This window comes from Nitratireductor indicus C115, from assembly GCF_000300515.1.
GTDB classification, from domain to species: Bacteria; Pseudomonadota; Alphaproteobacteria; order Rhizobiales; family Rhizobiaceae; genus Nitratireductor; species Nitratireductor indicus.
Genome location: NZ_AMSI01000009.1, coordinates 66,663 through 90,847 on the forward strand (window position 1 = coordinate 66,663; position 24,185 = coordinate 90,847).

Here is a 24,185-nt window from a genome sequence, read left to right on the forward strand (position 1 = left end):
GCGTCAGACGCCCTCGATAATTGTGAACTTGGCGGTTGAATTGGCGAGCCGGAACTTGAGCGCTTCCTGATATTCCGGTGAGTGGTAACAGGCGAGCGCCTGCTCATAGGAGCTGAATTCGACAATCACCTGCCGGTCGCCCGCAGGCCCTTCCGGATCGGTGTGCTGCCCGCCCCGTGCGAGGAACCTCGCCCCATATTTCTCGAATGCTTTCGCATTCGTCTCGATATATTGCCTGTATCCTTCGGGATCGGCGATATCGACCATCGCGATCCAATAGCCCTTCCTGTCCGCCATGTCCTTTAGGGCCTCCATTTAAGAAAGTTTGCGATCAGAGCCAGGCCAAGGGTCTGGCTCTTTTCGGGATGGAACTGGGTGCCGGCGAGATTATCGCGCGCAACCGCAGCGGTGATCTCGCCGCCATAGTCGGCGGTCGCCAGGATTTCGTCCGGATTCTGCGCGGCGAGATGGTAGGAATGTACAAAATAGGCGTGCAGCCCGTCCGCACCGGTGGGGATTCCGGCGAAGAGCGGGTGCGAATGTTTCACGTGAATCGTGTTCCACCCGATCTGCGGAATCTTTAAATCCGGGTCGGTCGGGGTCATTTCCACCACATCGCCGGCGATCCAGCCGAGCCCCTTGGTGACGGTCTTTTCAAGACCGCGCCCGCTCATCAGCTGCATGCCGACACAGATGCCGAGAAAGGGCCTGCCTTTTTCAATCGCGACTTCTGTGATCGCCTCGGTCATGCCCGGAACGGCGTCGAGCCCCTGCCGGCAATCCGCATAGGCACCGACACCGGGCAGCACAATGCGGTCCGCAGCGCGCACGGCATCGGCATCCGCCGTCACCGAGATTTCAGCGCCCGTTCCCGATTCCCGCGCAGCGCGCTCGAAAGCCTTGGCTGCCGAGCGCAGATTGCCCGAGCCGTAATCGATAATGGCCACTTTCATGTTCGCTGGCATGTCAGCGGGCTCCCGGATAGGTGAAAAGACCAAGGGCGGGACCGGTATCCCCCCGCACGGAGGATGCGCCTGACATCGCCCTGCGATCGGGGGCTATCGGCATTTCATCAATAGGCGCAGCATTTCCTGCCGAGAAGTCCGACAGAAAACGCAGTTCAGCGTCGGCCATGTTGTCGGCCTCAACGACGCCCCTCTCCCGCCAGCCGCGCCGGCGCAACATGGCAACGCGCAGATTGCGCGCCTCCAGTCCGATCAAAACGGACAGGCAGAGCGACATCACGCTGGAGGCCGTCTGCCAACCTTCGAGCGTACCGAGCGCGCCCAGAAGCAGCGCAGCTGCAAAAGCCAGTGCGGCCTCAATCCACATCCGGTGCCAGAGGAACCAGAGAAAAGGGATCACGAATGCCAGAAAAGCGAAACCGTCGCGCACCAGAGCCGCGTTTTCCGGTCCCTCGCGCGGTGGCTCCATCACCACATAACTGGCCATGGCCTATCCTTTCAGACTGCCCTTGGTGGACGGCACCGCATCGCGCTGGCGCGGATCCGGCTCGCAGGCCGCGCGCAGAACCCGGGCAACGGCCTTGAAGCAGGTTTCGGCGATATGGTGGCTGTTGGCGCCATAGTGATTGGTCACATGCAGGGTGACACCCGCATTCTGGGCAAATGCCTGGAAGAATTCGCGCACCAGTTCCGTATCGAACGTGCCGATCTTCTGGGTGGGAAACACCACGTCCCAGACGAGAAAAGGCCGGCCGGAAACATCGATCGCGGCGCGTGTCAGGCATTCGTCCATGGCAAGGTCGAGCGAGGCGTAGCGCATGATGCCGCGGCGTTCGCCCAGTGCCTCGGAAATGGCCTTGCCGATGGCGATGCCCGTATCTTCCACCGTGTGGTGATCGTCGATATGCAGATCGCCCTTGGCCTTTGCCGTGATGTCGACCAGGGAATGGCGCGAAAGCTGCTCCAGCATATGGTCGAAGAAGCCCACTCCGGTCGCTACGTCATAGCGGCCCGCCCCATCGAGATCGACGCTTACGGAAATCGCGGTCTCGTTGGTCTTGCGGCTGATCTCGGCCGTGCGCGTCTTGCTGGAAGCCATGCCAGTTTCCCTCATATTCCAGAAGGCCAGCCTTCTAGCAGGATGTTATGGCGAATGCCAGAACCGAGAGAGGCTGCGCGGGGCGGCGGTTTGCATTCCTTCGATGCCAACTTACATAATCGCTCTGACGGCGTCGTGCCTCAATCGGGCGGCGCGAAAAGGAGTGTGCGATGAGTGAAGACAAATCCATGCACGCCACCACAATCGTCACCGTGCGCAAGAACGGCAAGGTGGTGATTGCGGGAGACGGGCAGGTTAGCCTCGGAAATACCGTCATGAAGGGCAATGCGCGCAAGGTGCGGCGCATCGGCAAGGGCAATGTGATTGCCGGTTTCGCCGGAGCGACGGCTGATGCTTTCACCCTTCTGGAGCGGCTCGAGGCCAAGCTGGAGCAATATCCCGATCAGCTCATGCGGGCCTGCGTCGAACTGGCCAAGGACTGGCGCACCGACCGCTATCTGCGGCGGCTTGAAGCCATGATGCTGGTGGCCGACAAGAACATCACGCTGGCACTGACTGGTAATGGCGACGTGCTGGAACCCGAACAGGGCATCATGGCCATCGGCTCCGGCGGCAATTATGCGCTGGCCGCCGCCCGCGCCTTGTCCGACACCGACAAGGATGCCGAGGAAATCGCCCGCAAGGCGATGGAAATCGCCGCCTCCATCTGCATCTACACCAATGACAATGTCGTGGTGGAAACGCTCGATGCCGAATGAGGCGGGCCAGATAGGATTTACCCCGGTCACGGCCGGGCATTATCCGCTTCTCCTCGACTGGCTGCACCGCCCGCATGTGCGCGACTGGTGGGGCGAGCCGGAAACGGAGCTTGGCCATATCCGCGCCATGGTCGAGGGTCGCGACACAACGCGTCCCTTCATCATTGAACTGGACGGACGTCCCATCGGCTACATCCAGTACTGGTTCCTCGCCGACAACAAGGACCCGGAACTGGTCGAAGCCAGCCCGTGGCTTGCCGAGCTTCCCGACGATGCCGTGGGCGTGGACCTGACCATCGGCGAGGCAGGGCTGCTTTCCAGGGGTATCGGCAGCCGGGCGGTAAGCCAGATGGTGCGCCGCCTTCTCGAACAAGGCCACGCAACCATCCTGATAGACCCGGATATCGAAAACCACCGCGCCGTGCAGGCCTACCGGAAAGCCGGATTCCAGCCCGTTCCCCATCTGGAGGGGCGCACGAAAGGCGTTCTCATCATGCAATACGACAAGAAAAACGAGACGAACACATGACCACTTTTTCCCCCCGCGAGATCGTCTCCGAACTCGACCGCTACATCATCGGCCAGAAGGACGCCAAGCGCGCCGTGGCCATCGCCCTGCGCAACCGCTGGCGGCGCCAGCAGCTTGAGCCCAAGCTGCGCGAGGAGGTGATGCCCAAGAACATTTTGATGATCGGCCCGACCGGCGTCGGCAAGACGGAGATTTCCCGCCGCCTCGCCCGGCTCGCCGGTGCCCCCTTCATCAAGGTGGAGGCCACCAAGTTCACCGAGGTTGGCTATGTCGGTCGCGATGTAGAGCAGATCGTGCGCGATCTGGTGGAAGTCGCGATCGCGCTGACCCGCGAAAAGATGCGCGAAAACGTCAAGGCGCGCGCCCATCTCAACGCCGAAGAACGCGTGCTTGAAGCGCTTGTCGGCAAGACCGCGAGCCCGGCCACTCGCGACAGCTTCCGCCAGAAGCTGCGCAATGGCGAGCTCGACGACAAGGAGATCGAGGTGGAGGTGAGCGATTCGGGCGGTGGCGGCATGCCCGGTTTCGAGCTTCCCGGGATGCCGGGCGCCAATATCGGCGTGCTCAACATTAACGATATGCTGCAAAAAGCCATGGGCGGACGGCAGACCAAGAAGCGCAAGACCACGGTCAAGGAATCCTACGAGCTGCTCATCGCCGATGAATCCGACAAGCTGCTCGACCAGGACGAGGTTGTGCAACGGGCCCTGGATTCGGCGCAGAATGACGGCATCGTCTTCCTCGATGAGATCGACAAGATCGCAGCGCGTGAAGGCGGCGTTGGCGCCGGCGTATCGCGCGAGGGCGTACAGCGCGACCTGCTGCCGCTCGTCGAAGGCACCACCGTGGCCACAAAATACGGGCCGGTGAAGACGGACCACATCCTCTTCATCGCTTCGGGCGCGTTCCACGTCTCCAAGCCCTCCGACCTTCTGCCGGAGCTTCAGGGCCGCCTGCCGATCCGCGTGGAGCTACGCGCTCTTGAAAAGGACGATTTCCGCCGCATCCTGACGGAAACCGAAGCAAGCCTGATCAAGCAGTATGTGGCGCTGATGGAAACCGAAGGCGTAGAACTGGAATTCACCGACGACGCCATCGACCGGCTTGCCGCCATCGCCGTTGATCTGAACTCCACCGTCGAGAACATCGGTGCGCGCCGCCTGCAGACGGTGATGGAGCGCGTGCTCGACGACATTTCCTTCGACGCGCCGGACCGCTCCGGTTCGACGCTCAAGATCGACGCCGCCTATGTCGACAAGAATGTGGGTGACCTGGCCAAGAACGCCGATCTCTCGCGTTTCATCCTGTAGGCCAAAGCCGCCGTTTCCGCCCAGACTGACCGGGGCGGAAGCGGTTCGCCAGTGTGGCATCATTGCCGCGCTGCAAAACCACTGCGACGGCAGGTCATAAAATCTCTCGACTTGGTTGTGCGGTTTGCCTACCTTGCGCTCCATTCAGAACAGTCATATTCGGGGGCGCAAGCTGCGGCGCGACATGGCATCACGTGCATTTCTTGTCATTGGGGTTTGCCTGGGACTTCTCGGCACGGCGGGAGCGCCTGCTCTGGCGGCGAAGCTCGTTCCGGCTGGAAACCGCAATGCCGAGCAACCAGCCGTGCCAGGCGTTTCCGCCAAGCGAACCAAATCGGCCAAGACCACGTTCGATGCCAAATATGTGAAGGTCTACCAGCTCTTCAAAACCGACGATGTGCTGGTCTCCAAAATCCGAAGCATTGCCGCCCGCTACCAGATCGAGCCTATTCACATGGTGGGCGCCATTGTGGGCGAACACACCTATAATGTGGATGCCTATGACCGGCTGCAGACCTATTACGTCAAGGCCGTGTCCTATCTGAAAAGCGAGTTCTCGTTCCGCCATAATGGCGAAGTCGTCTCGGAATTCATCAAGCGGCCGGAATTCGAGAAGTGCAACGCCGAGGATGGAAGCTACGACCAGTGGACCTGCCGGGAAACGGTCTGGGACAAGAGTTTCCGTGGCAAGACGGTTGGCGGCAAATCATGGCCGAACGACCGTTTCGGCGCAGTCTTCTTCCAGCCCTTCTATGCAGGGCAGACATTCGGCATCGGCCAGCTCAACCCGCTGACGGCGCTCAAGCTCTCCGACATGGTGCACAAGGTTTCCGGGTTCCGCGAACTGGAGGCAGACGACCCGCAGGAGGTCTATCGGACGATCATGGATCCGGACAAGTCGCTTGCCTATGTCGCGGCGACCATCAAGACCTCGATCTCGGCCTATCGCCGAATTGCCGATTTCGACATCTCCAAGAATCCGGGTATCACCGCCACGCTCTACAATCTGGGCAACCCGGAAGAGCGCGCGGCGCGATTGGCTGCTGAAAACCGCATTCGCCGCACCAAGGGCCAGGCGCCAAAATGGCCGGAAGAGAATTATTACGGCTGGCTGGTGAACGACAAGCTCGACGAGCTGGAAGCGCTTTTCTGAAAACCGCAGACCGCATATTTCGCGGATCAGGAGCCTTCATTGTCAGTCATGCTCCGCAACCGGCCGAGCAGATCGCCGATTTCGTCCTCTGTCAGGCTTGCAATGTGAACCGCAACGAGATTCGCAAACTCTGTCGCACGCGGTGAAAGCCGTGCGGTGTCGACGGTGATGCGCGGATGGGAGAGCTCGGCGATGCGCTGGAACTCATCCGCCTCGTCCCAGATAACGTTAAAATAGCCGATGATCTTCTGAACCATTGCCCAATTGGGCGGGCTGGCCGTGCCATGCTCAAGGGAGGACAGATACGCAGCGCTGACGCCGATGGCAGCGGCCATCTCCTTCTGGCTCACGCCACGGTCGCGCCTGAGCTGGCGGATCTTTTCCCCGAGCGGCGTCACGCAAGGCTCCTGTGGCGGCGAATGCGAATATAAAATGCGCCACCGCCGCCATGCTTGCGGCTCGCTTCATCTATGCCGCTGACAAAGCCCGACATGGGCGGTGTCGCCAGCCATTGCGGCAGCACCTTGCGCAAAACGCCCTCGCTGCCGAGCGAGGCGCCCTTGCCTGTGATGACGAGCACGTGGCGCAGGCCCTCCGCATGGGCCCGGCTCAGAAACGACATCAACAGTCCGTGCGCTTCGGATTGCGTAAGGCCGTGCAGATCGACCCGGCCCTCGATGGCAAGTCGCCCGCGCGCAAGCTTGGAGTGGGTCGGCTTGTCGATCCGCCGCGTCGGGTGCGCCTTGGGAGCAACCGCAGGCTTTTGTCCGGGAAGCGTTGGAGCCGTTTCCGGGGAGCGCGGCGCGACAAGCCGTTTCAACTCGTCCATCGTGTCATCATCGGGAAGCGCAAGGTCATCGAGCGACTTACCCTTCAGGGGTTCGGCCGTGCGGGCCACCTTGTTCCAGAGGATGCGATCCTCAAGACTGAGCGGCTTGGACGCAGAGCGGCTCATGGCGCTTCCACCAAACCGCACGGCACGAGAGCGTAGAAATCGGCATGGTTTCGAATAACCCCGGCGATTTCGCCGGCCTCGAAACCCGTGCCGATGAAAAGATCGCCGCGTGCGGGACCGGTGATGGCGGATCCCGTGTCCTGAGCGATCATCAATCTTCGAAAAGGCGCATCTCCGACCGCCCGAAGCGTGGGCGCATCGATGAAAAACGGCGTGCCGAAAGTGTGCAGGAGCCGGTCCACGGCAATCGAACGGCCCGGTTCGAGCTGGACCTTGGCGGCTGCAACCGGCCCCAGGGCCGGATTGCCGATCTCGGTTTCGCGGAAAAAGATATAGGAGCGATTGTGCCAGAGGATTTCCTCGACACGTTGCGGATTATCGCGAAACCAAGCGCGGATGGTCTGCATTGTCACTGTTTCAGGCGCAAGCTCGCCCATGTCGATCAACACACGCCCCGCTCCGGTGAAGCGGTGGCCGCTCTTGGCGGCATAGGTGATCCGCATATGTGTGCCATCGGTGAGCCGAAGGCGCGCCGCACCCTGCACATGGATGAAATAGGCATCCATCTTGTTCTCGAGCCACACAAGTTCGAGCCCCTGCCCTTCCAGCGCGCCTCGATCGATCGCTCCCCGGTCGGGATGTTCGACAAGACCGGTGGCCGTGTTGCGAGCGAAGGCGAAATAAGGATCGAAGCCTGCGGGGCGATTGGCGTCGTCCACATCGGCGAGATCGGCCGGTCGCCGATATAGCGGCACGCAAAACCGTTTCGTGCGCTCGCGCGACGCTTCCGCTTCCGGTTCGTAATAACCAGTCACGAATCCGTGCCCGTCATCAGCCGGCCTTATGCGGCATGGCGTGAAATGTGTCTCGAAAAACGCACGGGCCGAGGCTTCGTCAGGTGCTGCCATTGACCGGGCAGCCTCATGTGCATCGGCAAACGCCGACAGGGCTATGCCGAGACTTCCTGAACGGTAGGGCTTTTCCAGAACCTGAAAGGCCGACCTGCGAAAAGCGAGGAAAGCGCATAGAAGCGAATCCTCCCGCCAGCCTGGCATATGCCCGAAGGACACCGGCGTGAAAAAAGGCGCGAGCGCCGCAGCGATGTGCGGAGCCCCGCCCTGCAAGGATCAATCCTCGGCTTCGGTGGCGACCAGCTTCCAGTTTGGGTCGCGCGCGCGCGTGTCGCGAGCGAAGGTCCAGACGTCCTTGACCTCGGCAACCGTCTCGGGATCGCCGTCGATCACCTGACCGGCGCTATCGCGCGTTGCCGAAATCAGTTCGGAGACAATGCGCAGCGTGACATGCGCTTCACTGCCCTTCATTTCCGCACCGATGATTTCCATACGGTCGATGCCGACAAAGGAGGATTCGATCTTTTCGTTGCGCTTCTCGCGCTCATCTATCGCGGCCACGAAACCTTCATAGACTTCGCGCGACAGAAGATTCTTCAAGGTGCGGCGATCGCCATCAGCAAAGGCCATCACGATCATCTCGTAGGCCATCTTCGCGCCTTCGGTGAAGCTTTTCGGCTCGAAGGATGCATCGGCATCGCGGATGGCGCGCATGCCCTTGTTCAGCTCGGAGCCAGGTTTGGCGGCCTTGTCGATCTCCGCATAGTTGTTTTCCGCCTCGCCTGCGGACTTGCGGCGCGGCAGCGACACGACATTCTCACGGTCGCCAGCATCTTCCTTGCGTGACGCCTTGCGGTTCGCCGTATAGGGATCGAAGGGTGGACGCTCATTGCCCGTGCGGCGACCCAGCACATTACGCAGCTGAAAAAAGATCACTGCAGCGGCGATCAGAAAGAAAATTGTGCCGAAATCGAAAAATTCCATGACATCCAGCCAAACGAGCCACTTTGTTGAGGAACGCCTGCCGGCTCAAGACAGACGTCTGGGCGATGGCAACCTGTTCCTACCGGAAATCATATAGAACGCAGGCACCCGTCATTCAAACTTCCAGCCAGAATACCTATGTTTTTGCTACAAACCAGCATGCCGCAGTCGGAATTCCGCTCATAAGAGTACAAGAGGACTAACAATTTCGTGCGATTCTCAATAATCCCCTTCCTCCTTCTCGCCATTCCGCTCGCAGAAATCGCCACTTTCGTGGCGGTGGGAAGCCAGATTGGTGTTTTTCCGACACTTGCCCTCGTATTGATTACGGCGGTGACCGGCTCGATTCTGCTGCGTGTACAGGGGTTTGGCGTGGTTCGGCGCATTCAGGAAACGATGAATACGGGCGGTGTTCCAGGCCGCGATCTGGTTCACGGCGTGATGATCCTCGTTGCCGGCCTTCTGTTGCTGACGCCGGGTTTCATAACGGATACTCTGGGTTTCCTGCTCTTCATTCCCGCACTTCGGGAGGCAGGATGGCAATTTCTGCGCAAGCGTGTGGTCGTCGTCGGTGGCATGCCCGGTGCGGCGAATCCTCATCATGAGGCCTATCGGCGCGACACCGGGCCGCAGACAATCGACCTCTCGGAAGATGACTATAAGGATACCGGAAACGAAGATTCACCCTGGCGCGACCCGGATCGCCAGTGACCGTAACGGCAACCCGCATACCCGCCTTTGCCTTGTCATGCGGCAATGCCCATGCTAGCGAGCAGGCAATTACAAGGGGAGCCGCGCGGCTGCCAAACCACGCTTGAGGACGAATACGAATGGCCAAGAAACCGGAAGAAAAGACCGAAGCTGCGAATGAAGCGGCAAATGGCGGCAACGGCGCCCAGCCTTCCCTGAACGTGCTTACCCAGTACATCAAGGATCTTTCCTTCGAAAATCCGGGCGCGCCCCAATCCCTGCGCGGCCGTTCGCAGCCCCCGGCAATCAACATCAACGTCAACGTCAACGCCAATCCGCTCGGTGAGAGCGATTATGATGTCGTGCTGACGCTGAACGCTAAGGCGGAAGCCGACAATCAGGTGCTTTTCAATGTGGAACTGGTTTACGGTGGCGTGTTCCGCGTGGCCGGCTTCCCCCAGGAGCACATGCTGCCGATCCTCTTCATCGAGTGCCCGCGGCTTCTCTTCCCGTTTGCCCGCCAGGTCATCGCCGATGCGACGCGGGGCGGCGGCTTCCCGCCGCTGATGATCGACCCCATAGATTTCACGCGCATGTTCCAGCAGCGCATTGCCGAGGAACAGGCAAAGGCGCAGGTTCAGGTTTCCTGAAAGCATTGATTTCTTCGGGCGCGGAATGGGTCGGTTGACCCGCTTCGCGCCCGAATTGCATTTGGCGAACGTCAAACCGCCGGCGAAACAAAAGCCTGTGCGTCGGTCAGGCGCGCAGATTATGCCAAAGGGCTTTTTCGCCCAGCTTTTCAACCAGAGCATCATGGGCAGCACGCTCGGCCTCACTCAACCGCGAGGGAAGCGGAGAGGGGCGCTGTGCGATGGCGACCACGGTATCGGTGTTGGTGTCCGACACTTCATTTGCCGAACCTGAAATCTCCAGACCGAGCGCGGCCTGCTTGCCGCCGATCAGCTCGATATAAACTTCCGCCAGAAGCTCGGAATCGAGAAGGGCCCCGTGCTTCGTGCGGCGGCTGTTGTCGATGCCGTAACGACGGCAAAGCGCATCAAGCGAATTGGGACCCATCGGGTGCTTGCGGCGCGCGATTGCAAGCGTATCGATCACAAGGCCCGGGTCGACCGGGGGATGGTTCAGGCGCGCAAACTCGGCATTGATGAAGTTCATGTCGAAATTTGCGTTGTGGGCGACAAGCTTCGCGCCGTCGATGAACTCCAGAAATTCCTGGAAGATGTCGCCGAAAACCGGCTTTCCCTCGAGATCGGCATCGCTGATGCCATGAACGGCAAGCGCTTCGGGATGAACGGAGCGTCCCTGCGCATTGATGTATTTGTGGAAGGTGCGGCCGGTGGGAAAGCGATTGTCGAGCTCGACGCCGCCGATTTCGATCACCCGGTCATCGGCAAAGTCGAGGCCTGTGGTTTCCGTGTCGAAGACGATCTCGCGCATCAAATATCCTCAATTCCTGTAGGGCCACAGCCTGTACGGCACCATGCGCGCCATGGCCATGCGAGGCAAGGCGCGGCTTAGCCCAACTGTGCTTCGCCTGGGGAAAGCGCCTTGATGATGTTCCGCACGGCCTCGCGCGCCGGTTCCATGCCATTGCCGGTATCGATGATAAAATCGGCGCGGCGGCGTTTTTCCGCATCGGGAACCTGCCGGGCGAGGATCGCCTCGAACTTTTCCTCGGTCATGCCGGGCCGCGACAAGACACGGCGACGCTGCTCTTCAGCTGAAGCCGTGACAACGGCTATGCGGTCGACGCGATCCATGCCTCCGGTCTCGAAAAGGAGCGGAATATCGAGAACGACGAGGGGTCGGCCCTCGGCACGATTTCTTTCCACGAAATCATCCGCATCCTTGCGCACCAGCGGGTGCACGATGGCTTCGAGCGCCTTCATGGCCTGAGGATTGCTCAAAACGGCAGCCGCGAGGCGTGTTCGATCCACCACGCCATCGGAAACCGTTCCGGGAAATCGCGCCTCGATAAGCGGCGCAGCAGCCCCCGCATAGAGCCGATGAACCGCGGCATCGGAATCATGTACCGGCACGCCCTCATCGACAAACATGCCGGCGGTCGTGGATTTGCCCATGCCTATGGAGCCGGTGAGGCCGAGAACGATCATGATTTGTGCCCCAGATCCGCCAGAACAGCGGCGCGCAGGTCCGGGGTGACCTCAGGGCGAACACCGAACCAGCGTTCGAAACCCGGTACTGCCTGATGCAGAAGCATGCCCAGCCCGTCGACACCGATCAGTCCGCGTGCTTCCGCGGATGCCAGAAGATCGGTCTTTAGCGGTGCATAGACGATATCGCTGACGATGGCGTGATCGGGCAGCGGGTCGAGAGAGATTTCCAGCGGGGGCTTGCCCGTCATGCCAAGCGCGCTGCTGTTGACGAGGAAATCGGCATCCGAAAGCAGAACGGGAAGTTCGTCCCATCCATGGGCGCTGGCACCGCCTGCAAAGATATCCACCAGCTCGTGCGCGCGCTCAACGGTGCGATTGACGATGCGGACATTCTTATAGCCGGCTTTTTGAAGCGCATGAATGATGGCCCGCGCCGCGCCTCCGGCTCCCAGAACCACCGCCGTCTCACCCTCGCGCCAACGCGGTGCAAGCGCATCATGATGGGCCGCATAGCCATAAGCATCCGTATTGCCGCCGCAGAGCTCGCCATCCTCGAACCACAGGGTGTTGACGGCGCCGATCATCTGCGCAGCCTCATCACGTCGCGAGACCAGGCGGAAAGCCGTCTCCTTGTGCGGCAGGGTGACATTGCCGCCGGCAAATCCGCGCGCGGCCAGGTTTTCGAGGAAAGCCGGGAAATCCGCCGGCGCCACATCGATGCGCTCATAGAAGCCTTCGATGCCATGTTTTGCCAACCAATAACCGTGGATGATCGGCGACCGGGAATGCGCGATGGGGTGTCCGCAGACAAAGGCGTGAATTTCAGCCATCGATCACTCCCAATACGCGCAGTTCCTGAAGAAGCGGCAACAGAGGCAAGCCGACAATAGTGAAGGTGTCGCCCTCGATCTTCTCGAAAAGCTGGATCCCCTCGCCCTCGATCTGGTAGGCGCCGACGCTGGAGAGTGCCTTTTCTCCCACACTGGCGAGGTGACGGCCGATGAAAGCCGGATCCAGTGCACGCATGCTGAGACGCGCGACCCCGACATGCCTCCAGATGACCTCGCCGGCGCGTGCAAGGACCACCGCGCTGTTCAATTGATGGGTTCTGCCGGACAGTTTCAGAAGATGATGCCGCGCGCCCTCCATATCGGCAGGTTTGTGGAAGACCTCGTCTCCCAGAGACAGCGTCTGATCCGCACCGATGACGAGCGCATCGGGAAAGCGCTCGGACACTTCCACCGCCTTTGCCTCCGCCAGAACCTCGGCAACGGTTTCAGGATCGGCATTGCTGCCTTCCAGCGTTTTTTCCACCGCGCGTTCGTCGATGGTGGAACGCTCGACGCGGAAACTCAGTCCGGCGTTTTCGAGCAATTGCCGCCGAAAGGGACTTCCCGAGGCGAGCAGGAGTTCGGGTTTTTGCGTCATGTCAGCCTTCCCTGCTTTCACGAGATTTCGCATAGAGAGCGAGCACGGCCGCAGCAGTCTCTTCAATCGAGCGTCGCGACACATCGATCACCGGCCAGCCATGACGTGCACAGATCTGACGGGCATAGGCAATTTCCCGGGCAATGGTGGCGCGGTCGGTATAGGGGTTGAAACTGTCCTCGCTCAATGCGCCGAGTATGCGGTTCTGACGAATCTGCGAGATGCGCTCCGCCGAAGCGACCAGACCGACGATCAGAGGGCGTTTGGCGCGCGACAGTTCCTCCGGCAATGGAATGTCGAGCACGATGGGGACATTGCAGGCCTTAACGCCGCGATTCGCCAGATAAATGCTCGTCGGTGTCTTGGACGTGCGCGAGATACCCACAAGGATGACGTCGGCCTCCTCGACGTCGAGCGGAAGCTGGCCGTCGTCGTGATCCATGGTGAAGTTGAGCGCTTCGATGCGACGGAAATAATGCGCGTCGAGAACATGCTGGGCGCCCATGCGCCGCCCGGCGGGGGTGCCAAGAAACGACTGGAAAACCATCAGGACAGGCTCCAGCACGGAAACACAAGGCAAGCCGAGAGCCGCGCAGCTTTCATCGATGCCACGCGCCAGTTTCTGGTCGACCACCGTATAGAGAACGATGCCCGGCTCGCTTTCGATCTCGTCGAGAACGCGGGCAAGCTGTTTCTCATTTCGAATCAGCGGATAGATGTGCTCGATCGCCCGCGCATCCTTGTATTGCGCGGCTGCGGCGCGCCCCGCGGCCAGCAGCGTCTCGCCGGTCGCATCAGAAATCATGTGAAGATGGAAGAAGCGCTGCGGTTGTTGCACGATTTTTTGCCCCGCCATGTGGATGCATGTTGATAACGTCAGAGGTCAGGAATGGCGAGAGTCCCGCCTTTGAAAAACTCGCCGTTTCTTCCACAGGCAGAGGGATTGTGTACTCGATCCGGCAAATGTGGAGAACAAGCGACAATTCAATGTCTGTTCGCGATACTCCACACAAACGGTTCCAGTACGATTTATTCAGCCAATTGAATCTATTAAATGAATCCGGATGATCCCCAATCTTCCCCAGAGTGGACAAGGGACGGGGCGCGTCAATTCGACCGGCTGGTTGAAGAGGGTTTCCGTGGACAGGATTGAATCCACATTACAAACAGAGTCATAGAATCAAAAGAATCCTCAAATCAGCCTTATCTTTTGAATCCAGACTGTGGAGCGAGGCGAATGAGCCATCGAAAAACACTCGACGTGCTGAAAGGCGAAACGGTCTTTCCGCCTCCCATATGGATGATGCGCCAGGCAGGCCGTTATCTGCCGGAATACAAGGCAACGAGAAAAGAGGCCGGAAGTTTCCTCGACCTTTGCTACAATCCCGATCTGGCCGTGGAAGTGACGCTTCAGCCAATTCGCCGTTTCGGGTTTGACGCCTCGATCCTGTTTTCCGATATTCTGGTCGTGCCCCATGCGCTTGGCCGCGACCTGCGCTTTGAAGAAGGACGCGGTCCGCTCCTGACACCAATCGATGCCAGCGGTATTGCCAAGCTGGACGATGGCGGATTTCACGATCATCTGGCGGCGGTCTATGAAACCGTGAAACGGCTGCGCAAGGAACTTCCCGACGAAACGACGTTGCTCGGTTTTTGCGGAGCGCCCTGGACCGTGGCGACATATATGATCGCGGGGCATGGAACCCCGGATCAGGCACCAGCACGACTTTTCGCGCTCAGAGAGCCGGAGGCGTTTGCGGCGCTGATCGATATGCTTGCCGATGTTTCGGCAGATTATCTTGTCAGGCAGATCGACGCGGGTGCCGATGCGGTGCAGATTTTCGATTCATGGGCCGGCGTGCTGGACGAGCTCTCCTTCGACCGCTGGTGCGTCAAACCCGTGGCGCGGATGGTGGAGCGCGTGCGCGCGGTACACCCTGAAACACCCATTATCGGCTTTCCGAAGGGGGCCGGCGCGCATTATGCGGGCTACAGACGCCTCACGGGGGTCACCGCGCTTGGCCTCGACTGGACGGTACCATTGGGAACCGCCCGGCGATTGCAGGCAGAGGGTGCGGTGCAGGGAAATCTCGATCCGCTGCGGCTTATTGCCGGTGGGGATGCGCTCGATGAAGGCGTCGATGCCATCGTGGAGGCCTTGAGGCACGGCCCATTTGTCTTCAATCTCGGCCATGGCATCACGCCGGACACACCGATAGAACATGTGGAAGCGATGCTGAAACGGGTCAGGGAGACGGTCTGATGGGCACGGAGCAGGATATGGGCGGCAAAAAGGCTGCCGTGCGGGCAATGGTGGCGATCATCATCTTTATCGCTCTCACGGCCCTGCTTTTTCTGGCAAACCCTGAAGGTTTCTATCCCTGGGCCAAGGCCATCCACGTCATCGCGGTGATCTCCTGGATGGCAGGCATGCTCTATCTGCCGCGCCTTTTCGTCTATCACTCGCAGGCAAAGCCGGGATCGGCCGAATCCGAAACCTTCAAGGTAATGGAGCAGCGTCTTTTACGGCTCATCATCAATCCCGCGATGATCGTGACCTGGGTTTTCGGCCTCTGGCTCGCCTGGGACGGGTTCGGCTTCCATGGGGGGTGGCTGCATGCAAAGATCGCGCTGGTGGTGCTCATGTCTGGCGCTCATGGTTATCTTTCAGCTGCGGTGCGCAGGTTCGCCGCCGATGCGAACACAAAGCCGGCGCGTCATTGGCGTATAATGAATGAAGTGCCAACCTTGCTGATGATAGCAATTGTCATCCTTGTTATCGTCAAACCCTTCTGATACGGATTTAAATAGCCTTCGCATTCGGAGCCGCAGAAGCCATCTTGCCCTTTTGATAGGACAGCGATAAGAGTCGGCTCCTTCCCTTTTGTCCGGTTGCACGAATCTCTTCCCTTTCGAGTGGAACCGGCCGGCATCGAATTCCGCCATTTTTCCATCGTTCGTCTGCCTATCCAGAGTCCGCCACATGCAGGAAATGAAACTCCAAGAGCTGAAAAGCAAATCGCCGACCGATCTCATTGCGTTCGCTGAATCGCTCGAGGTCGAGAACGCCAGCATCATGCGTAAGCAAGAGCTGATGTTCGCGATCCTGAAGAAGCTCTCCACACAGGATATCGAGATCATCGGCGAGGGTGTCGTCGAAGTTCTCCAGGACGGTTTCGGCTTCCTGCGCTCGGCAACGGCGAACTATCTGCCAGGTCCGGACGATATCTACATCTCTCCTTCGCAGATTCGCCGTTTCTCTCTGAAAACCGGAGATACCGTCGAAGGGCCGATTCGCAGTCCGAAGGAAGGCGAGCGCTATTTTGCGCTGCTGAAGGTCAACACGATCAACTTCGAGGACCCGGAGAAGATCCGGCACAAGATCCATTTCGACAATCTGACGCCTCTCTATCCGGATGAGCGTCTGAACATGGAGCTCGAAAATCCGACGACCAAGGATCTTTCGGCCCGTGTGATCGATCTGGTGGCGCCGTTGGGCAAGGGACAGCGCGGTCTGATCGTCGCGCCGCCGCGGACGGGTAAGACGGTTCTTCTGCAGAATATCGCGCATTCCATCACCTCGAATCACCCGGAATGCTTTCTGATCGTTCTCCTGATCGATGAACGTCCCGAAGAAGTGACCGATATGCAGCGTTCGGTGAAGGGTGAGGTTATTTCCTCGACCTTCGACGAGCCGGCTTCGCGCCACGTGCAGGTGGCCGAGATGGTGATCGAAAAGGCAAAACGCCTGGTGGAGCATGGCCGCGACGTGGTGATCCTGCTCGATTCGATCACGCGCCTCGGCCGCGCCTACAACACGGTCGTTCCCTCCTCCGGCAAGGTTCTCACCGGTGGTGTCGATGCAAATGCTCTACAGCGGCCCAAACGCTTTTTCGGCGCAGCCCGCAACATCGAGGAAGGCGGTTCGCTGACCATCATCGCGACGGCGCTGATCGACACCGGCAGCCGCATGGATGAAGTCATCTTCGAAGAGTTCAAGGGCACGGGCAATTCGGAAATCGTGCTGGACCGCAAGGTCGCAGACAAGCGCATTTTCCCGGCCATCGACATTCTCAAGTCGGGTACCCGCAAGGAAGACCTCCTCATTCCGCGGCAGGATCTGCAGAAGATTTTCGTTCTCCGCCGCATTCTGGCGCCGATGGGCACCACGGACGCCATCGAGTTCCTGAACGACAAGCTGAAGCAGACCAAGTCGAATGGCGAGTTCTTCGATTCCATGAACACCTGAGTTCGTCAGGTGCTCATCGTTTGTGGTGAGACATTCTTAACCATAAATCATCAGACACCATGTTCCTTCAGAACCCGCTGCAACACAGCGGGTTCTTTTATGGCAGGCAGGCAAGTCCGACCCATGCACAGATAGGCGGCGGGTGCCTCTGTCGGGACACTGACCCCACCGGGCAAATGAATGGGGGGTTCTCCAACATGGAAGGCCTCGTCCCAACGGCGGGGATCCAATATTCGATTCGCTACCGGAACGAATAGGTCTTCCTCCTCGGCTTCAACCATCGCGAGTTTCATCGGTGAAGCAGCCAGGACGGCGGAGAAAATGATGCCGGCTTGTCCATAAGCCTGGCTGCGGGTACGGCCGAGCGCGCGTTCCGTAATGATCGACAGATATTCTTCCACCTTGTCATCGCCGCTTAGCGCTGCAAGACCGCACATCGCTTCGATGATCAGTGCAGTCGCAGAAGGCATGGCCTCATCCACGTCCCCGCGAATACGCAAAGGGACATCGGATGCGTCGGATGAGGTCAGATAAAAACCTGCATTCTCCTCGTCGGCGTTCCAGCTTTTCAGGGTTTCAAACCATTCACTGGCCTGATCGAGGAAACCCCTCTTCCTTGTGGCTTGATAGAGTGCAGTGGCTGCAGAGATCATCGCGGCATAATCGCTCGACAGGGCAGGAAACAACCGCTTTCCGAGCCGGATGCTGTGCGGAAGACGTCTACTCTCCATCGATTCGCATACGAAATGAAAAGCCGCTTTGGCTGCATCGAGCCAATCCTGGCGCTGAAACTGCCGTGCGCAATTGGCAATCGCGGCAATGGCGAGGCCGTTCCAGTCCACCAGAACCTTGTCGTCGCGGCCAGGTTGAATGCGCCCCGCACGGGTTGAGAGAAGCGCGTTCAAGTCGTTTCGCAGCGCATTCTCAGTATCTGTGCCTTGGAATTCTGGATGTGCCAGACGGTGAAGAACCGGGTCGCCGTGCCAATCATCCGGCTTTGTCAGCTCGAACGTGGAAAGAAATGCTTCCGTTCGGCTACCAAGGACGGCCTCTATCTGAAGTCTGGACCACAGATAGGCTTTCCCCTCCGCGCCCTCGCTGTCTGCATCAAGACTGGATGCAAATGCACCGCCGTTGACCCGCATGTCACGCAAGAGGAAATTGATCACCTCTTCGATTCGGATACGGAATAATTCATCTTCCGTTTCCCCAAAAACCCAACTGAGCAACCGCAAGAGCTGGGCATTATCGTAGAGCATCTTTTCGAAATGCGGCACCAACCAGTTGGCGTCGGTTGAATAGCGCGCCAGCCCACCACCCACATGGTCATAAATACCACCGGACAACATCCTCTTCAGGCTGGTGATTACCGAATCGCGGTGCGATTGGTTGCCCGTCTGCAGCCAGCTCAGCCAGAGAATTTGTATGAAAGGCATATTGGGAAATTTGGGTGCGCCGCGTAGACCGCCCATATCCTGATCGATCATGCCATGGATACGTTCCGCCAGATCCGTCACTGCGGATTGGGGGTCGAAACCTTCGGCGGAAGGTGGTGAGAGACGTGCTTTAACGTGATCGTGAAGGCGTTCAGCGCTGCCGGAGAGGTCCCTATTCTTCTCAAGCCAGGCGGTATGAACTGCGTTGAGAACTTCGATAAAACCGGGGCGACCGTAGCGCTGCTGCGGTGGAAAATAGGTTCCGCCCCAGAACGGTTTTCCGTCGGGGCTGAGAAACATGGTTAGTGGCCAACCACCCTGCTCGCCCGTTGCGGACAAAGCGGCCATGTAGATCTGATCGATCTCAGGTCTCTCTTCCCGATCAACCTTGATATTCACAAAAAGTCGGTTCATGACATCAGCGACCTGATCGTTCTCGAACGATTCATGTGCCATGACGTGGCACCAGTGACAGGCGGCATAGCCAACGGAAAGTAGTATCGGTCGATTCAGCTCTCGAGCCTCATCGAGCGCTGCCTTTGACCAGGGTCGCCAATGGACGGGATTGTCCTTGTGCTGGAGAAGATAGGGGCTTGTCTCTTCGCCAAGCAGGTTTTTCTCAGGTAGCACGGGCAAACTCTCTTTCAATGCGGTCGCAATCGGTCGTTACGGTAGGACGCATTTCAAGGCAGGGCAAACGAATGCGAGAGACCATATTCGCTCTTTCCAGTGGTGGGCTTCCCTCCGGCGTCGCGGTGATCAGGCTCTCCGGGCCAGATGTGCGCACGGCATTGAATGATCTGGTTGGGTTTGTACCGGAGCCTCGCAAAGCCGTTCTTAGGACGATGAAGGCTGAAGACGGCACTGTGCTGGACCGCGGGCTGATCCTGTTTTTCGAAGGGCCTTACAGTTTCACTGGTGAAGATTGCGCCGAACTCCAGCTTCATGGGGGCGTTGCAGTGGTGAAATCCGTTCTGGAAGCTCTTGGAGGGCGTGAGAATTTCCGGGCTGCCGATGCGGGAGAGTTTACAAAGCGTGGCTTTCTTAACGGGAAGTTCGATCTTACAGGCGCTGAAGCTCTTGCCGACCTGATATCTGCAGAGACCGAGGCGCAAAGACGCTTTGCCCTGGCAAATGGGGACGAGAGGCACCGCCAGCTTTATGCCGGATGGAGGCGGTCGCTGATCCATGCCCAGGCAATGATCGCCGCAGAGCTCGACTTTTCGGACGAAGAGGATGTTCCGGGATCGGTTGCCGATGCAATCTGGCAGGAATTGAGTGCTCTTCAAAGCGAGATTGAGGAGCATGCCGGCGGGTATCGCGATGCAGAGATTGTCCGGGATGGATTCCGGGTTGTCATCCTTGGGGCACCGAACGCCGGAAAGTCCAGTCTGATGAACGCCCTCGCGAAGCGTGATATCGCGATCGTCACGGAAGAGGCGGGAACAACCCGCGATATCCTCGAAACGGCGCTTGATATCGGTGGAGTTAAAGTCATCCTGACGGACACGGCAGGCATTCGAGAGAACCCCGGGCGCATTGAGGCTATAGGCATTGATCGTGCCATCGCTCGCGCCGGCGATGCCGATCTTATTTTGCTCCTGGAGGACGTGACAGAACCCCGTTCTGTACCGCACCCTCAAGGTGTTCGCTTGCTGAGGATTGCCAACAAGATCGATCTCCTTGATGAGCGCCTTGTTGCAGAAGCGTATGATCTGGCGATATCTACTGTATCCGGCGAGGGAATAAATGAGCTGTTGGTGCGCATCGGTGATCTAACAGAGGGAAGCAAAAAGCGTGCGCTGGACATCCTTCCGTTCAGGGAGCGGCATGTGGGCCTGCTGATGGAAGCATCCAGACATATCGATCGCGCTTTTGGACAAGGTGCCGTTGGGCTCGAACTTCAGGCGGAGGAGTTGCGGCTCGCAGCTATTGCTCTGGGACGTATCGCCGGGGAAATTGATGTTGAGGACTTGCTCGACACGATTTTCTCGCAGTTCTGTATCGGCAAGTGACTCACGTGAAACATTGAGCAGCAATACCGCGCGACTCACGTGAAACATTTGACGACCCGGCAAGGATGACTCACGTGAAACACGACATCCCTGGCGCAATATTGTTTCACGTGAAACGACGCAGACTCGCCCCCGCTTCATGCTCATCATAGCAATTGACTTCGATGCCTTGACGTAGCCTTCAGAACAAGACATTTGATGCCACATCCCATATTCACGTGAAGAAGGCACTTCCGCCCGTGGCGGTAGTAGCTTTCGGGCAGGATCGCATGAGCGAAGATTTCGACGTTGTTGTTATTGGTGGCGGACACGCCGGCTGCGAAGCTGCATCCGCATCCGCGCGCTCCGGTGCAAAGACGGCGCTGGTGACGCTTAAGTTCGATACGATCGGGACCATGTCATGCAATCCGGCAATCGGCGGGCTTGGCAAGGGACATCTGGTTCGCGAAGTCGATGCCCTTGACGGTATCATGGCGCGCGCCGCGGATGCTGCGGGCATTCAGTTTCGCCTTCTGAACCGAAGAAAAGGCCCTGCGGTTCGCGGTCCGCGGACGCAGGCCGACCGCAAGCTTTATCGCGTAGCCGTTCAGGCGATGATATCCGAGCAGCCGAATCTGAGTGTTATTGAAGGTGAAGCGCTCGCGCTGCAGATCGAAGATGGGCAAGTCACCGGTTTGACCATTTCCGGTGAACGTGTCTTGAATTGCAGAGCGATTGTGCTGACGACAGGTACATTCCTGCGCGGGCTTATTCATATCGGTGAAACGCGGTTTCCGGCGGGCCGGATGAATGAGCAGGCCGCCGAGCGCCTCTCTACTTCCATGGAGGCTGCAGGATTTAAGCTCGGACGGTTGAAAACCGGGACACCGCCGAGGCTTGATGGGAAAACCATCGACTGGTCAGGTCTGGACATGCAGCCTGCCGATGACCAGCCAACACCCTTTTCGCTGCTCACCGAGAAAATCAGAAATCCACAAATCGAATGCGGCATTACCCGCACAACTCCTGAAACTCACAGGGTAATCCGCGAGAATTTGCACCGTTCGGCTATGTATTCCGGGGCTATTGACGGTATTGGACCCCGCTATTGCCCCTCGATCGAGGACAAGATCGTCAAATTTGGGGATCGGGACGGACATCAGATATTTCTCGAGCCTGAGGGATTGGACGATGACACGGTTTATCCGAACGGTATCTCCACCTCGCTTCCCCGCGATGCGCAGGAAGCGCTTTTGAAAACCATCCCCGGCCTTGAGCACGTTCGGGTTTTGCAACCTGGTTATGCAATTGAGTATGATCACGTGGATCCGCGCGAGCTGGAGCCAACCCTTGAATCGCGCCGCGTTTCCGGCCTTTTTCTTGCTGGCCAGATCAACGGAACGACGGGCTATGAGGAAGCTGCTGCGCAAGGCGTCATGGCGGGTATCAACGCCGCGCGGCGCGCCTCCGGAGCCGATGGCTTCGTGTTGGGCCGGGCAGATGCCTATATCGGAGTTCTCATCGATGACCTGATCACGAGGGGCGTGAGTGAGCCCTATCGCATGTTCACTTCACGTGCGGAGTATCGTTTGTCTCTACGTGCAGACAATGCGGATGTTCGGTTGACACCGGCCGCTATCCGACTGGGGATCGCTTCATTCGAGCGGCGGGAGCGATTCGAGACGATGGAGCAGACACTGGCATCTGCACGCGAATTGATACAAACGCGCTCCCTCAGCCCGAACGAGGCAGTGCGTTTCGGGATATCGTTGAATCGCGACGGGGTTCGGCGCAGCGGATATGACCTTCTCTCCTATCCAGACGTCGGGTTTGAACATTTGCAGCAGATATGGCCTGAACTGACGGATATTCCGGCGGACCTTGCGGAGAAGCTCGAGACGGAGGCGCGCTACGCCGTTTACCTCGAGCGCCAATCGAGCGACGCCGAGGCATTGCGCCGGGAGGAAGCGCGAGCCATACCGGAAACCCTTGATTTTCAAAGCGTTCCTGGGCTCTCCAATGAGTTGAAGCAAAAGCTGGCGCTTCGCCGGCCTCGAAGCATCGCCGAGGCACAGAAGATCGATGGAATGACACCTGCTGCCCTTGCGCTCGTGATTGCCATGATCCGTCAGGGCGATGCGCAATTGGGTGCAGCGTGAACATGCCCCGCTATGCAGAGTTGCAATCCTTGGCGGGGCCAGTTTCACGTGAAACATTTGAGCGCCTGAAAGCTTTCGAGCGGGTTTTCCTACGCTGGTCGAAAAGTATCAACCTGGCGGCTCCATCGACCCTGAATACGCTTTGGGAGCGGCATATTCTGGATAGTGCGCAGCTCTTGCGGCTGGCACCCGATGCGCGACAGTGGCTCGATCTTGGATCCGGCGGCGGCTTTCCGGGGGCTGTTATCGCTATCCTGATGTCTGAGCACGCGGATGCCGAAGTCAATCTCGTCGAAAGCAATCGAAAAAAAGCGGCGTTCCTTGTCGCTGCATTGAATGAAGTCGGAGTTGCCCCACGTGTGCATGCCCGGCGAATCGAGGATTGCTACGGGCTGATTCCGGCTCCGGACGTGGTGACGGCCAGGGCGCTGGCGGGACTTTCGCTGTTGTTGGAGCTGTCCCATCCATGGTTGCAAGCAGGTGCGCGCGCATTCTTCCATAAAGGCCGGGATTACCGGAGGGAACTGGAAGAAAGCGGTAACGCGTGGCGCTTCGATCTGGTAGAACATAAAGATAAGGTTGATGCGGAGGCAGTTATCCTCGAAATCAGCAACCCTATGAGGATTTCTTCAGCCGGGGCCGCATAATATCTTCAACGACTTACGGGTTATCAGGGTAGCAGCAGCGATGAAAAGCGGCACGCGTATCATCACAGTCGCAAACCAGAAGGGCGGTGTCGGGAAAACGACGACGGCCATCAATCTGGCCACGGCACTTGCCGCGATTGGCGAGAATGTCCTGGTTGTCGACCTGGATCCGCAGGGCAATGCCAGTACTGGCCTGGGCATCGACCGGCAGGCGCGGCATATCTCTTCCTATGATGTTCTCACGGGCCGGGCCAGCCTCTGTGAGGCAGCGATGGAAACAGCTGTTCCTGGGCTTTCCGTCGTTGCTTCCACGCTTGATCTGCTCGGTATCGAGATGGAAATCTCTAATGCGCCGGATCGTGTGTTGAAATTGCGCAATTCTTTGCGTGATGAGTCGGTACCTTATTCCTACGTTTTGGTGGATTGCCCGCCCTCGCTCAATCTTCTCACGCTGAACGCGATGGCAGCTGCCGATTCGATCCTCGTTCCGTTGCAGTGCGAGTTCTTTGCGCTCGAGGGTCTGAGCCAGCTCTTGCAGACGGTCGAGCAAGTGCGCGGTTCCATCAATCCCGACCTGGGAATTCAGGGGATTGTTCTGACGATGTTCGATCGTCGAAACAACCTCGCAAACCAGGTGGTGGAAGATGTGCGTGCCCATATGGGCGAGACGGTCTATGAAACGATCATTCCGCGTAATGTGCGCGTGTCGGAGGCCCCCTCTTATGGGAAACCGGCAATCCTGTATGATCTGAAGTGTTCCGGCAGCCAGGCTTATCTTCAGCTGGCATCGGAGGTAATTCGCCGTGAAAGGCGTCTGCGCGCCGCCTGATGTGGTTGCGCGCGGTGATGTTTGTCAGTTTCGTGCTTGATGGTGTTTTG

General features: G+C 58.8%; 27 protein-coding genes. 13 read left to right on the forward strand and 14 right to left on the reverse strand.

The annotated features are described in order from the left end of the window. Positions 1–3 precede the first annotated feature (3 nt). Genes NA8A_RS13980 through hisB form a run of 4 tightly spaced genes read right to left on the reverse strand, consistent with a single transcriptional unit; the run spans position 4 to position 2,064 of the window. Positions 4–297, reverse strand: a complete 294-nt coding sequence (locus NA8A_RS13980; protein WP_009450969.1) for a DUF1330 domain-containing protein — start codon at positions 295–297, stop codon at positions 4–6. A gap of 5 nt (positions 298–302) precedes the next feature. Continuing rightward, positions 303–953, reverse strand: coding sequence for an imidazole glycerol phosphate synthase subunit HisH (gene hisH / locus NA8A_RS13985; RefSeq protein WP_009450970.1), 651 nt, complete (start codon positions 951–953; stop codon positions 303–305). A gap of 13 nt (positions 954–966) precedes the next feature. Then, the gene (locus tag NA8A_RS13990) at positions 967–1,452 is read right to left on the reverse strand and encodes a DUF2628 domain-containing protein (RefSeq protein WP_009450971.1); all 486 of its coding nucleotides are present in this window, start codon (positions 1,450–1,452) and stop codon (positions 967–969) included. Between the two features lie 3 nt (positions 1,453–1,455). Next, positions 1,456–2,064 carry an imidazoleglycerol-phosphate dehydratase HisB gene (hisB, locus tag NA8A_RS13995; RefSeq protein ID WP_009450972.1) on the reverse strand — a complete coding sequence of 203 codons (609 nt, stop codon included), beginning with the start codon at positions 2,062–2,064 and terminating at the stop codon, positions 1,456–1,458. A 170-nt stretch (positions 2,065–2,234) separates the two neighbouring features. On the opposite strand from hisB, the gene hslV reads away from it, so the two are divergent. The 4 genes from hslV to NA8A_RS14015 all read left to right on the forward strand — a co-directional run bounded on the left by hslV (position 2,235) and on the right by NA8A_RS14015 (position 5,775). Next, entirely contained in the window at positions 2,235–2,783 is a 549-nt protein-coding gene (gene hslV / locus NA8A_RS14000) for an ATP-dependent protease subunit HslV (protein WP_009450973.1), read from the forward strand. Then, on the forward strand, positions 2,773–3,312 hold the full coding sequence (locus NA8A_RS14005; protein ID WP_009450974.1) for a GNAT family N-acetyltransferase: 540 nt from the start codon (positions 2,773–2,775) through the stop codon (positions 3,310–3,312). The genes hslV and NA8A_RS14005 overlap by 11 nt, the downstream gene beginning before the upstream one ends. Further along, positions 3,309–4,622 carry an ATP-dependent protease ATPase subunit HslU gene (gene hslU / locus NA8A_RS14010; RefSeq protein WP_009450975.1) on the forward strand — a complete coding sequence of 438 codons (1,314 nt, stop codon included), beginning with the start codon at positions 3,309–3,311 and terminating at the stop codon, positions 4,620–4,622. Before NA8A_RS14005 ends, hslU begins: the two co-directional genes overlap by 4 nt. Before the next feature lie 184 nt (positions 4,623–4,806). Continuing rightward, entirely contained in the window at positions 4,807–5,775 is a 969-nt protein-coding gene (locus NA8A_RS14015) for a DUF1402 family protein (protein WP_009450976.1), read from the forward strand. Between the two features lie 26 nt (positions 5,776–5,801). On the opposite strand, the gene NA8A_RS14020 is transcribed toward NA8A_RS14015, so the two are convergent. Genes NA8A_RS14020 through NA8A_RS14035 form a run of 4 tightly spaced genes read right to left on the reverse strand, consistent with a single transcriptional unit; the run spans position 5,802 to position 8,565 of the window. After that, positions 5,802–6,173 (reverse strand): helix-turn-helix domain-containing protein, encoded by a 372-nt coding sequence (locus NA8A_RS14020; protein ID WP_009450977.1) that lies wholly within the window; start codon positions 6,171–6,173, stop codon positions 5,802–5,804. After that, positions 6,170–6,730 carry a Smr/MutS family protein gene (locus NA8A_RS14025; RefSeq protein WP_009450978.1) on the reverse strand — a complete coding sequence of 187 codons (561 nt, stop codon included), beginning with the start codon at positions 6,728–6,730 and terminating at the stop codon, positions 6,170–6,172. Before NA8A_RS14025 ends, NA8A_RS14020 begins: the two co-directional genes overlap by 4 nt. Further along, the gene (gene mltA, locus NA8A_RS14030; RefSeq protein WP_009450979.1) at positions 6,727–7,854 is read right to left on the reverse strand and encodes a murein transglycosylase A; all 1,128 of its coding nucleotides are present in this window, start codon (positions 7,852–7,854) and stop codon (positions 6,727–6,729) included. The genes NA8A_RS14025 and mltA overlap by 4 nt, the downstream gene beginning before the upstream one ends. Positions 7,855–7,857: 3 nt before the next feature. Beyond that, positions 7,858–8,565 (reverse strand): Tim44/TimA family putative adaptor protein, encoded by a 708-nt coding sequence (locus NA8A_RS14035; protein ID WP_009450980.1) that lies wholly within the window; start codon positions 8,563–8,565, stop codon positions 7,858–7,860. Positions 8,566–8,775: 210 nt separating this feature from the next. Between NA8A_RS14035 and NA8A_RS14040 the strand changes: the two genes are divergently transcribed. Together NA8A_RS14040 and secB are read left to right on the forward strand one after the other, a co-directional pair. Further along, the gene (locus tag NA8A_RS14040; protein WP_009450981.1) at positions 8,776–9,276 is read left to right on the forward strand and encodes an FxsA family protein; all 501 of its coding nucleotides are present in this window, start codon (positions 8,776–8,778) and stop codon (positions 9,274–9,276) included. Positions 9,277–9,395: 119 nt separating this feature from the next. Then, on the forward strand, positions 9,396–9,905 hold the full coding sequence (gene secB, locus NA8A_RS14045; RefSeq protein ID WP_009450982.1) for a protein-export chaperone SecB: 510 nt from the start codon (positions 9,396–9,398) through the stop codon (positions 9,903–9,905). A gap of 106 nt (positions 9,906–10,011) precedes the next feature. On the opposite strand, the gene dnaQ is transcribed toward secB, so the two are convergent. The 5 genes from dnaQ to NA8A_RS14070 all read right to left on the reverse strand — a co-directional run bounded on the left by dnaQ (position 10,012) and on the right by NA8A_RS14070 (position 13,659). Continuing rightward, positions 10,012–10,713, reverse strand: coding sequence for a DNA polymerase III subunit epsilon (dnaQ, locus tag NA8A_RS14050; RefSeq protein WP_009450983.1), 702 nt, complete (start codon positions 10,711–10,713; stop codon positions 10,012–10,014). Positions 10,714–10,790: 77 nt separating this feature from the next. Further along, positions 10,791–11,390: a dephospho-CoA kinase gene (coaE, locus tag NA8A_RS14055; protein WP_009450984.1), complete on the reverse strand. Its 600-nt coding sequence runs from the start codon at positions 11,388–11,390 to the stop codon at positions 10,791–10,793. Beyond that, positions 11,387–12,223: a shikimate dehydrogenase gene (locus NA8A_RS14060; protein WP_009450985.1), complete on the reverse strand. Its 837-nt coding sequence runs from the start codon at positions 12,221–12,223 to the stop codon at positions 11,387–11,389. Before NA8A_RS14060 ends, coaE begins: the two co-directional genes overlap by 4 nt. Then, on the reverse strand, positions 12,216–12,821 hold the full coding sequence (locus NA8A_RS14065; RefSeq protein ID WP_009450986.1) for a Maf-like protein: 606 nt from the start codon (positions 12,819–12,821) through the stop codon (positions 12,216–12,218). Before NA8A_RS14065 ends, NA8A_RS14060 begins: the two co-directional genes overlap by 8 nt. A 1-nt stretch (position 12,822) precedes the next feature. Then, positions 12,823–13,659, reverse strand: coding sequence for a pyruvate, water dikinase regulatory protein (locus NA8A_RS14070; protein ID WP_040672667.1), 837 nt, complete (start codon positions 13,657–13,659; stop codon positions 12,823–12,825). Positions 13,660–14,058: 399 nt separating this feature from the next. Here NA8A_RS14070 and hemE point away from each other — a divergent pair, with 399 nt between their 5' ends. From hemE to rho, 3 genes are all read left to right on the forward strand, one after another. Next, a complete protein-coding gene (hemE, locus tag NA8A_RS14075; protein WP_009450988.1) occupies positions 14,059–15,084 on the forward strand; it encodes a uroporphyrinogen decarboxylase in 1,026 nt (341 codons plus the stop codon). Then, positions 15,084–15,617, forward strand: a complete 534-nt coding sequence (gene hemJ / locus NA8A_RS14080; RefSeq protein ID WP_009450989.1) for a protoporphyrinogen oxidase HemJ — start codon at positions 15,084–15,086, stop codon at positions 15,615–15,617. Before hemE ends, hemJ begins: the two co-directional genes overlap by 1 nt. 187 nt (positions 15,618–15,804) lie before the next feature. Further along, on the forward strand, positions 15,805–17,070 hold the full coding sequence (gene rho / locus NA8A_RS14085; protein WP_086006167.1) for a transcription termination factor Rho: 1,266 nt from the start codon (positions 15,805–15,807) through the stop codon (positions 17,068–17,070). A 50-nt stretch (positions 17,071–17,120) separates the two neighbouring features. Here rho and NA8A_RS14090 read toward each other — a convergent pair whose 3' ends face one another. Next, positions 17,121–19,142: a thioredoxin domain-containing protein gene (locus NA8A_RS14090; protein ID WP_009450991.1), complete on the reverse strand. Its 2,022-nt coding sequence runs from the start codon at positions 19,140–19,142 to the stop codon at positions 17,121–17,123. Positions 19,143–19,207: 65 nt separating this feature from the next. On the opposite strand from NA8A_RS14090, the gene mnmE reads away from it, so the two are divergent. The 4 genes from mnmE (at position 19,208) to NA8A_RS14110 (ending at position 24,135) form a co-directional block, all read left to right on the forward strand. Further along, positions 19,208–20,521, forward strand: a complete 1,314-nt coding sequence (gene mnmE, locus NA8A_RS14095) for a tRNA uridine-5-carboxymethylaminomethyl(34) synthesis GTPase MnmE (protein WP_009450992.1) — start codon at positions 19,208–19,210, stop codon at positions 20,519–20,521. A 269-nt stretch (positions 20,522–20,790) separates the two neighbouring features. Next, positions 20,791–22,659, forward strand: coding sequence for a tRNA uridine-5-carboxymethylaminomethyl(34) synthesis enzyme MnmG (mnmG, locus tag NA8A_RS14100; RefSeq protein WP_009450993.1), 1,869 nt, complete (start codon positions 20,791–20,793; stop codon positions 22,657–22,659). 2 nt (positions 22,660–22,661) lie between these two features. Further along, positions 22,662–23,306 (forward strand): 16S rRNA (guanine(527)-N(7))-methyltransferase RsmG, encoded by a 645-nt coding sequence (rsmG, locus tag NA8A_RS14105; RefSeq protein ID WP_009450994.1) that lies wholly within the window; start codon positions 22,662–22,664, stop codon positions 23,304–23,306. Positions 23,307–23,346: 40 nt separating this feature from the next. Continuing rightward, complete coding sequence (locus NA8A_RS14110) at positions 23,347–24,135, forward strand: ParA family protein (RefSeq protein ID WP_009450995.1); 789 nt, start codon at positions 23,347–23,349, stop codon at positions 24,133–24,135. Positions 24,136–24,185: the final 50 nt, after the last annotated feature.

Coding starts and splice junctions, on each gene's coding strand:
- NA8A_RS13980 (WP_009450969.1), bottom strand. CDS start 297: ATGGCGGACAGGAAGGGCTATTGGATCGCGATGGTCGATATCGCCGAT.
- hisH (WP_009450970.1), bottom strand. CDS start 953: ATGAAAGTGGCCATTATCGATTACGGCTCGGGCAATCTGCGCTCGGCA.
- NA8A_RS13990 (WP_009450971.1), bottom strand. CDS start 1,452: ATGGCCAGTTATGTGGTGATGGAGCCACCGCGCGAGGGACCGGAAAAC.
- hisB (WP_009450972.1), bottom strand. CDS start 2,064: ATGGCTTCCAGCAAGACGCGCACGGCCGAGATCAGCCGCAAGACCAAC.
- hslV (WP_009450973.1), top strand. CDS start 2,235: ATGAGTGAAGACAAATCCATGCACGCCACCACAATCGTCACCGTGCGC.
- NA8A_RS14005 (WP_009450974.1), top strand. CDS start 2,773: ATGCCGAATGAGGCGGGCCAGATAGGATTTACCCCGGTCACGGCCGGG.
- hslU (WP_009450975.1), top strand. CDS start 3,309: ATGACCACTTTTTCCCCCCGCGAGATCGTCTCCGAACTCGACCGCTAC.
- NA8A_RS14015 (WP_009450976.1), top strand. CDS start 4,807: ATGGCATCACGTGCATTTCTTGTCATTGGGGTTTGCCTGGGACTTCTC.
- NA8A_RS14025 (WP_009450978.1), bottom strand. CDS start 6,730: ATGAGCCGCTCTGCGTCCAAGCCGCTCAGTCTTGAGGATCGCATCCTC.
- NA8A_RS14035 (WP_009450980.1), bottom strand. CDS start 8,565: ATGGAATTTTTCGATTTCGGCACAATTTTCTTTCTGATCGCCGCTGCA.
- secB (WP_009450982.1), top strand. CDS start 9,396: ATGGCCAAGAAACCGGAAGAAAAGACCGAAGCTGCGAATGAAGCGGCA.
- dnaQ (WP_009450983.1), bottom strand. CDS start 10,713: ATGCGCGAGATCGTCTTCGACACGGAAACCACAGGCCTCGACTTTGCC.
- coaE (WP_009450984.1), bottom strand. CDS start 11,390: ATGATCGTTCTCGGCCTCACCGGCTCCATAGGCATGGGCAAATCCACG.
- NA8A_RS14060 (WP_009450985.1), bottom strand. CDS start 12,223: ATGGCTGAAATTCACGCCTTTGTCTGCGGACACCCCATCGCGCATTCC.
- NA8A_RS14065 (WP_009450986.1), bottom strand. CDS start 12,821: ATGACGCAAAAACCCGAACTCCTGCTCGCCTCGGGAAGTCCCTTTCGG.
- hemE (WP_009450988.1), top strand. CDS start 14,059: ATGAGCCATCGAAAAACACTCGACGTGCTGAAAGGCGAAACGGTCTTT.
- hemJ (WP_009450989.1), top strand. CDS start 15,084: ATGGGCACGGAGCAGGATATGGGCGGCAAAAAGGCTGCCGTGCGGGCA.
- rho (WP_086006167.1), top strand. CDS start 15,805: ATGCAGGAAATGAAACTCCAAGAGCTGAAAAGCAAATCGCCGACCGAT.
- mnmE (WP_009450992.1), top strand. CDS start 19,208: ATGCGAGAGACCATATTCGCTCTTTCCAGTGGTGGGCTTCCCTCCGGC.
- mnmG (WP_009450993.1), top strand. CDS start 20,791: ATGAGCGAAGATTTCGACGTTGTTGTTATTGGTGGCGGACACGCCGGC.
- rsmG (WP_009450994.1), top strand. CDS start 22,662: ATGCCCCGCTATGCAGAGTTGCAATCCTTGGCGGGGCCAGTTTCACGT.
- NA8A_RS14110 (WP_009450995.1), top strand. CDS start 23,347: ATGAAAAGCGGCACGCGTATCATCACAGTCGCAAACCAGAAGGGCGGT.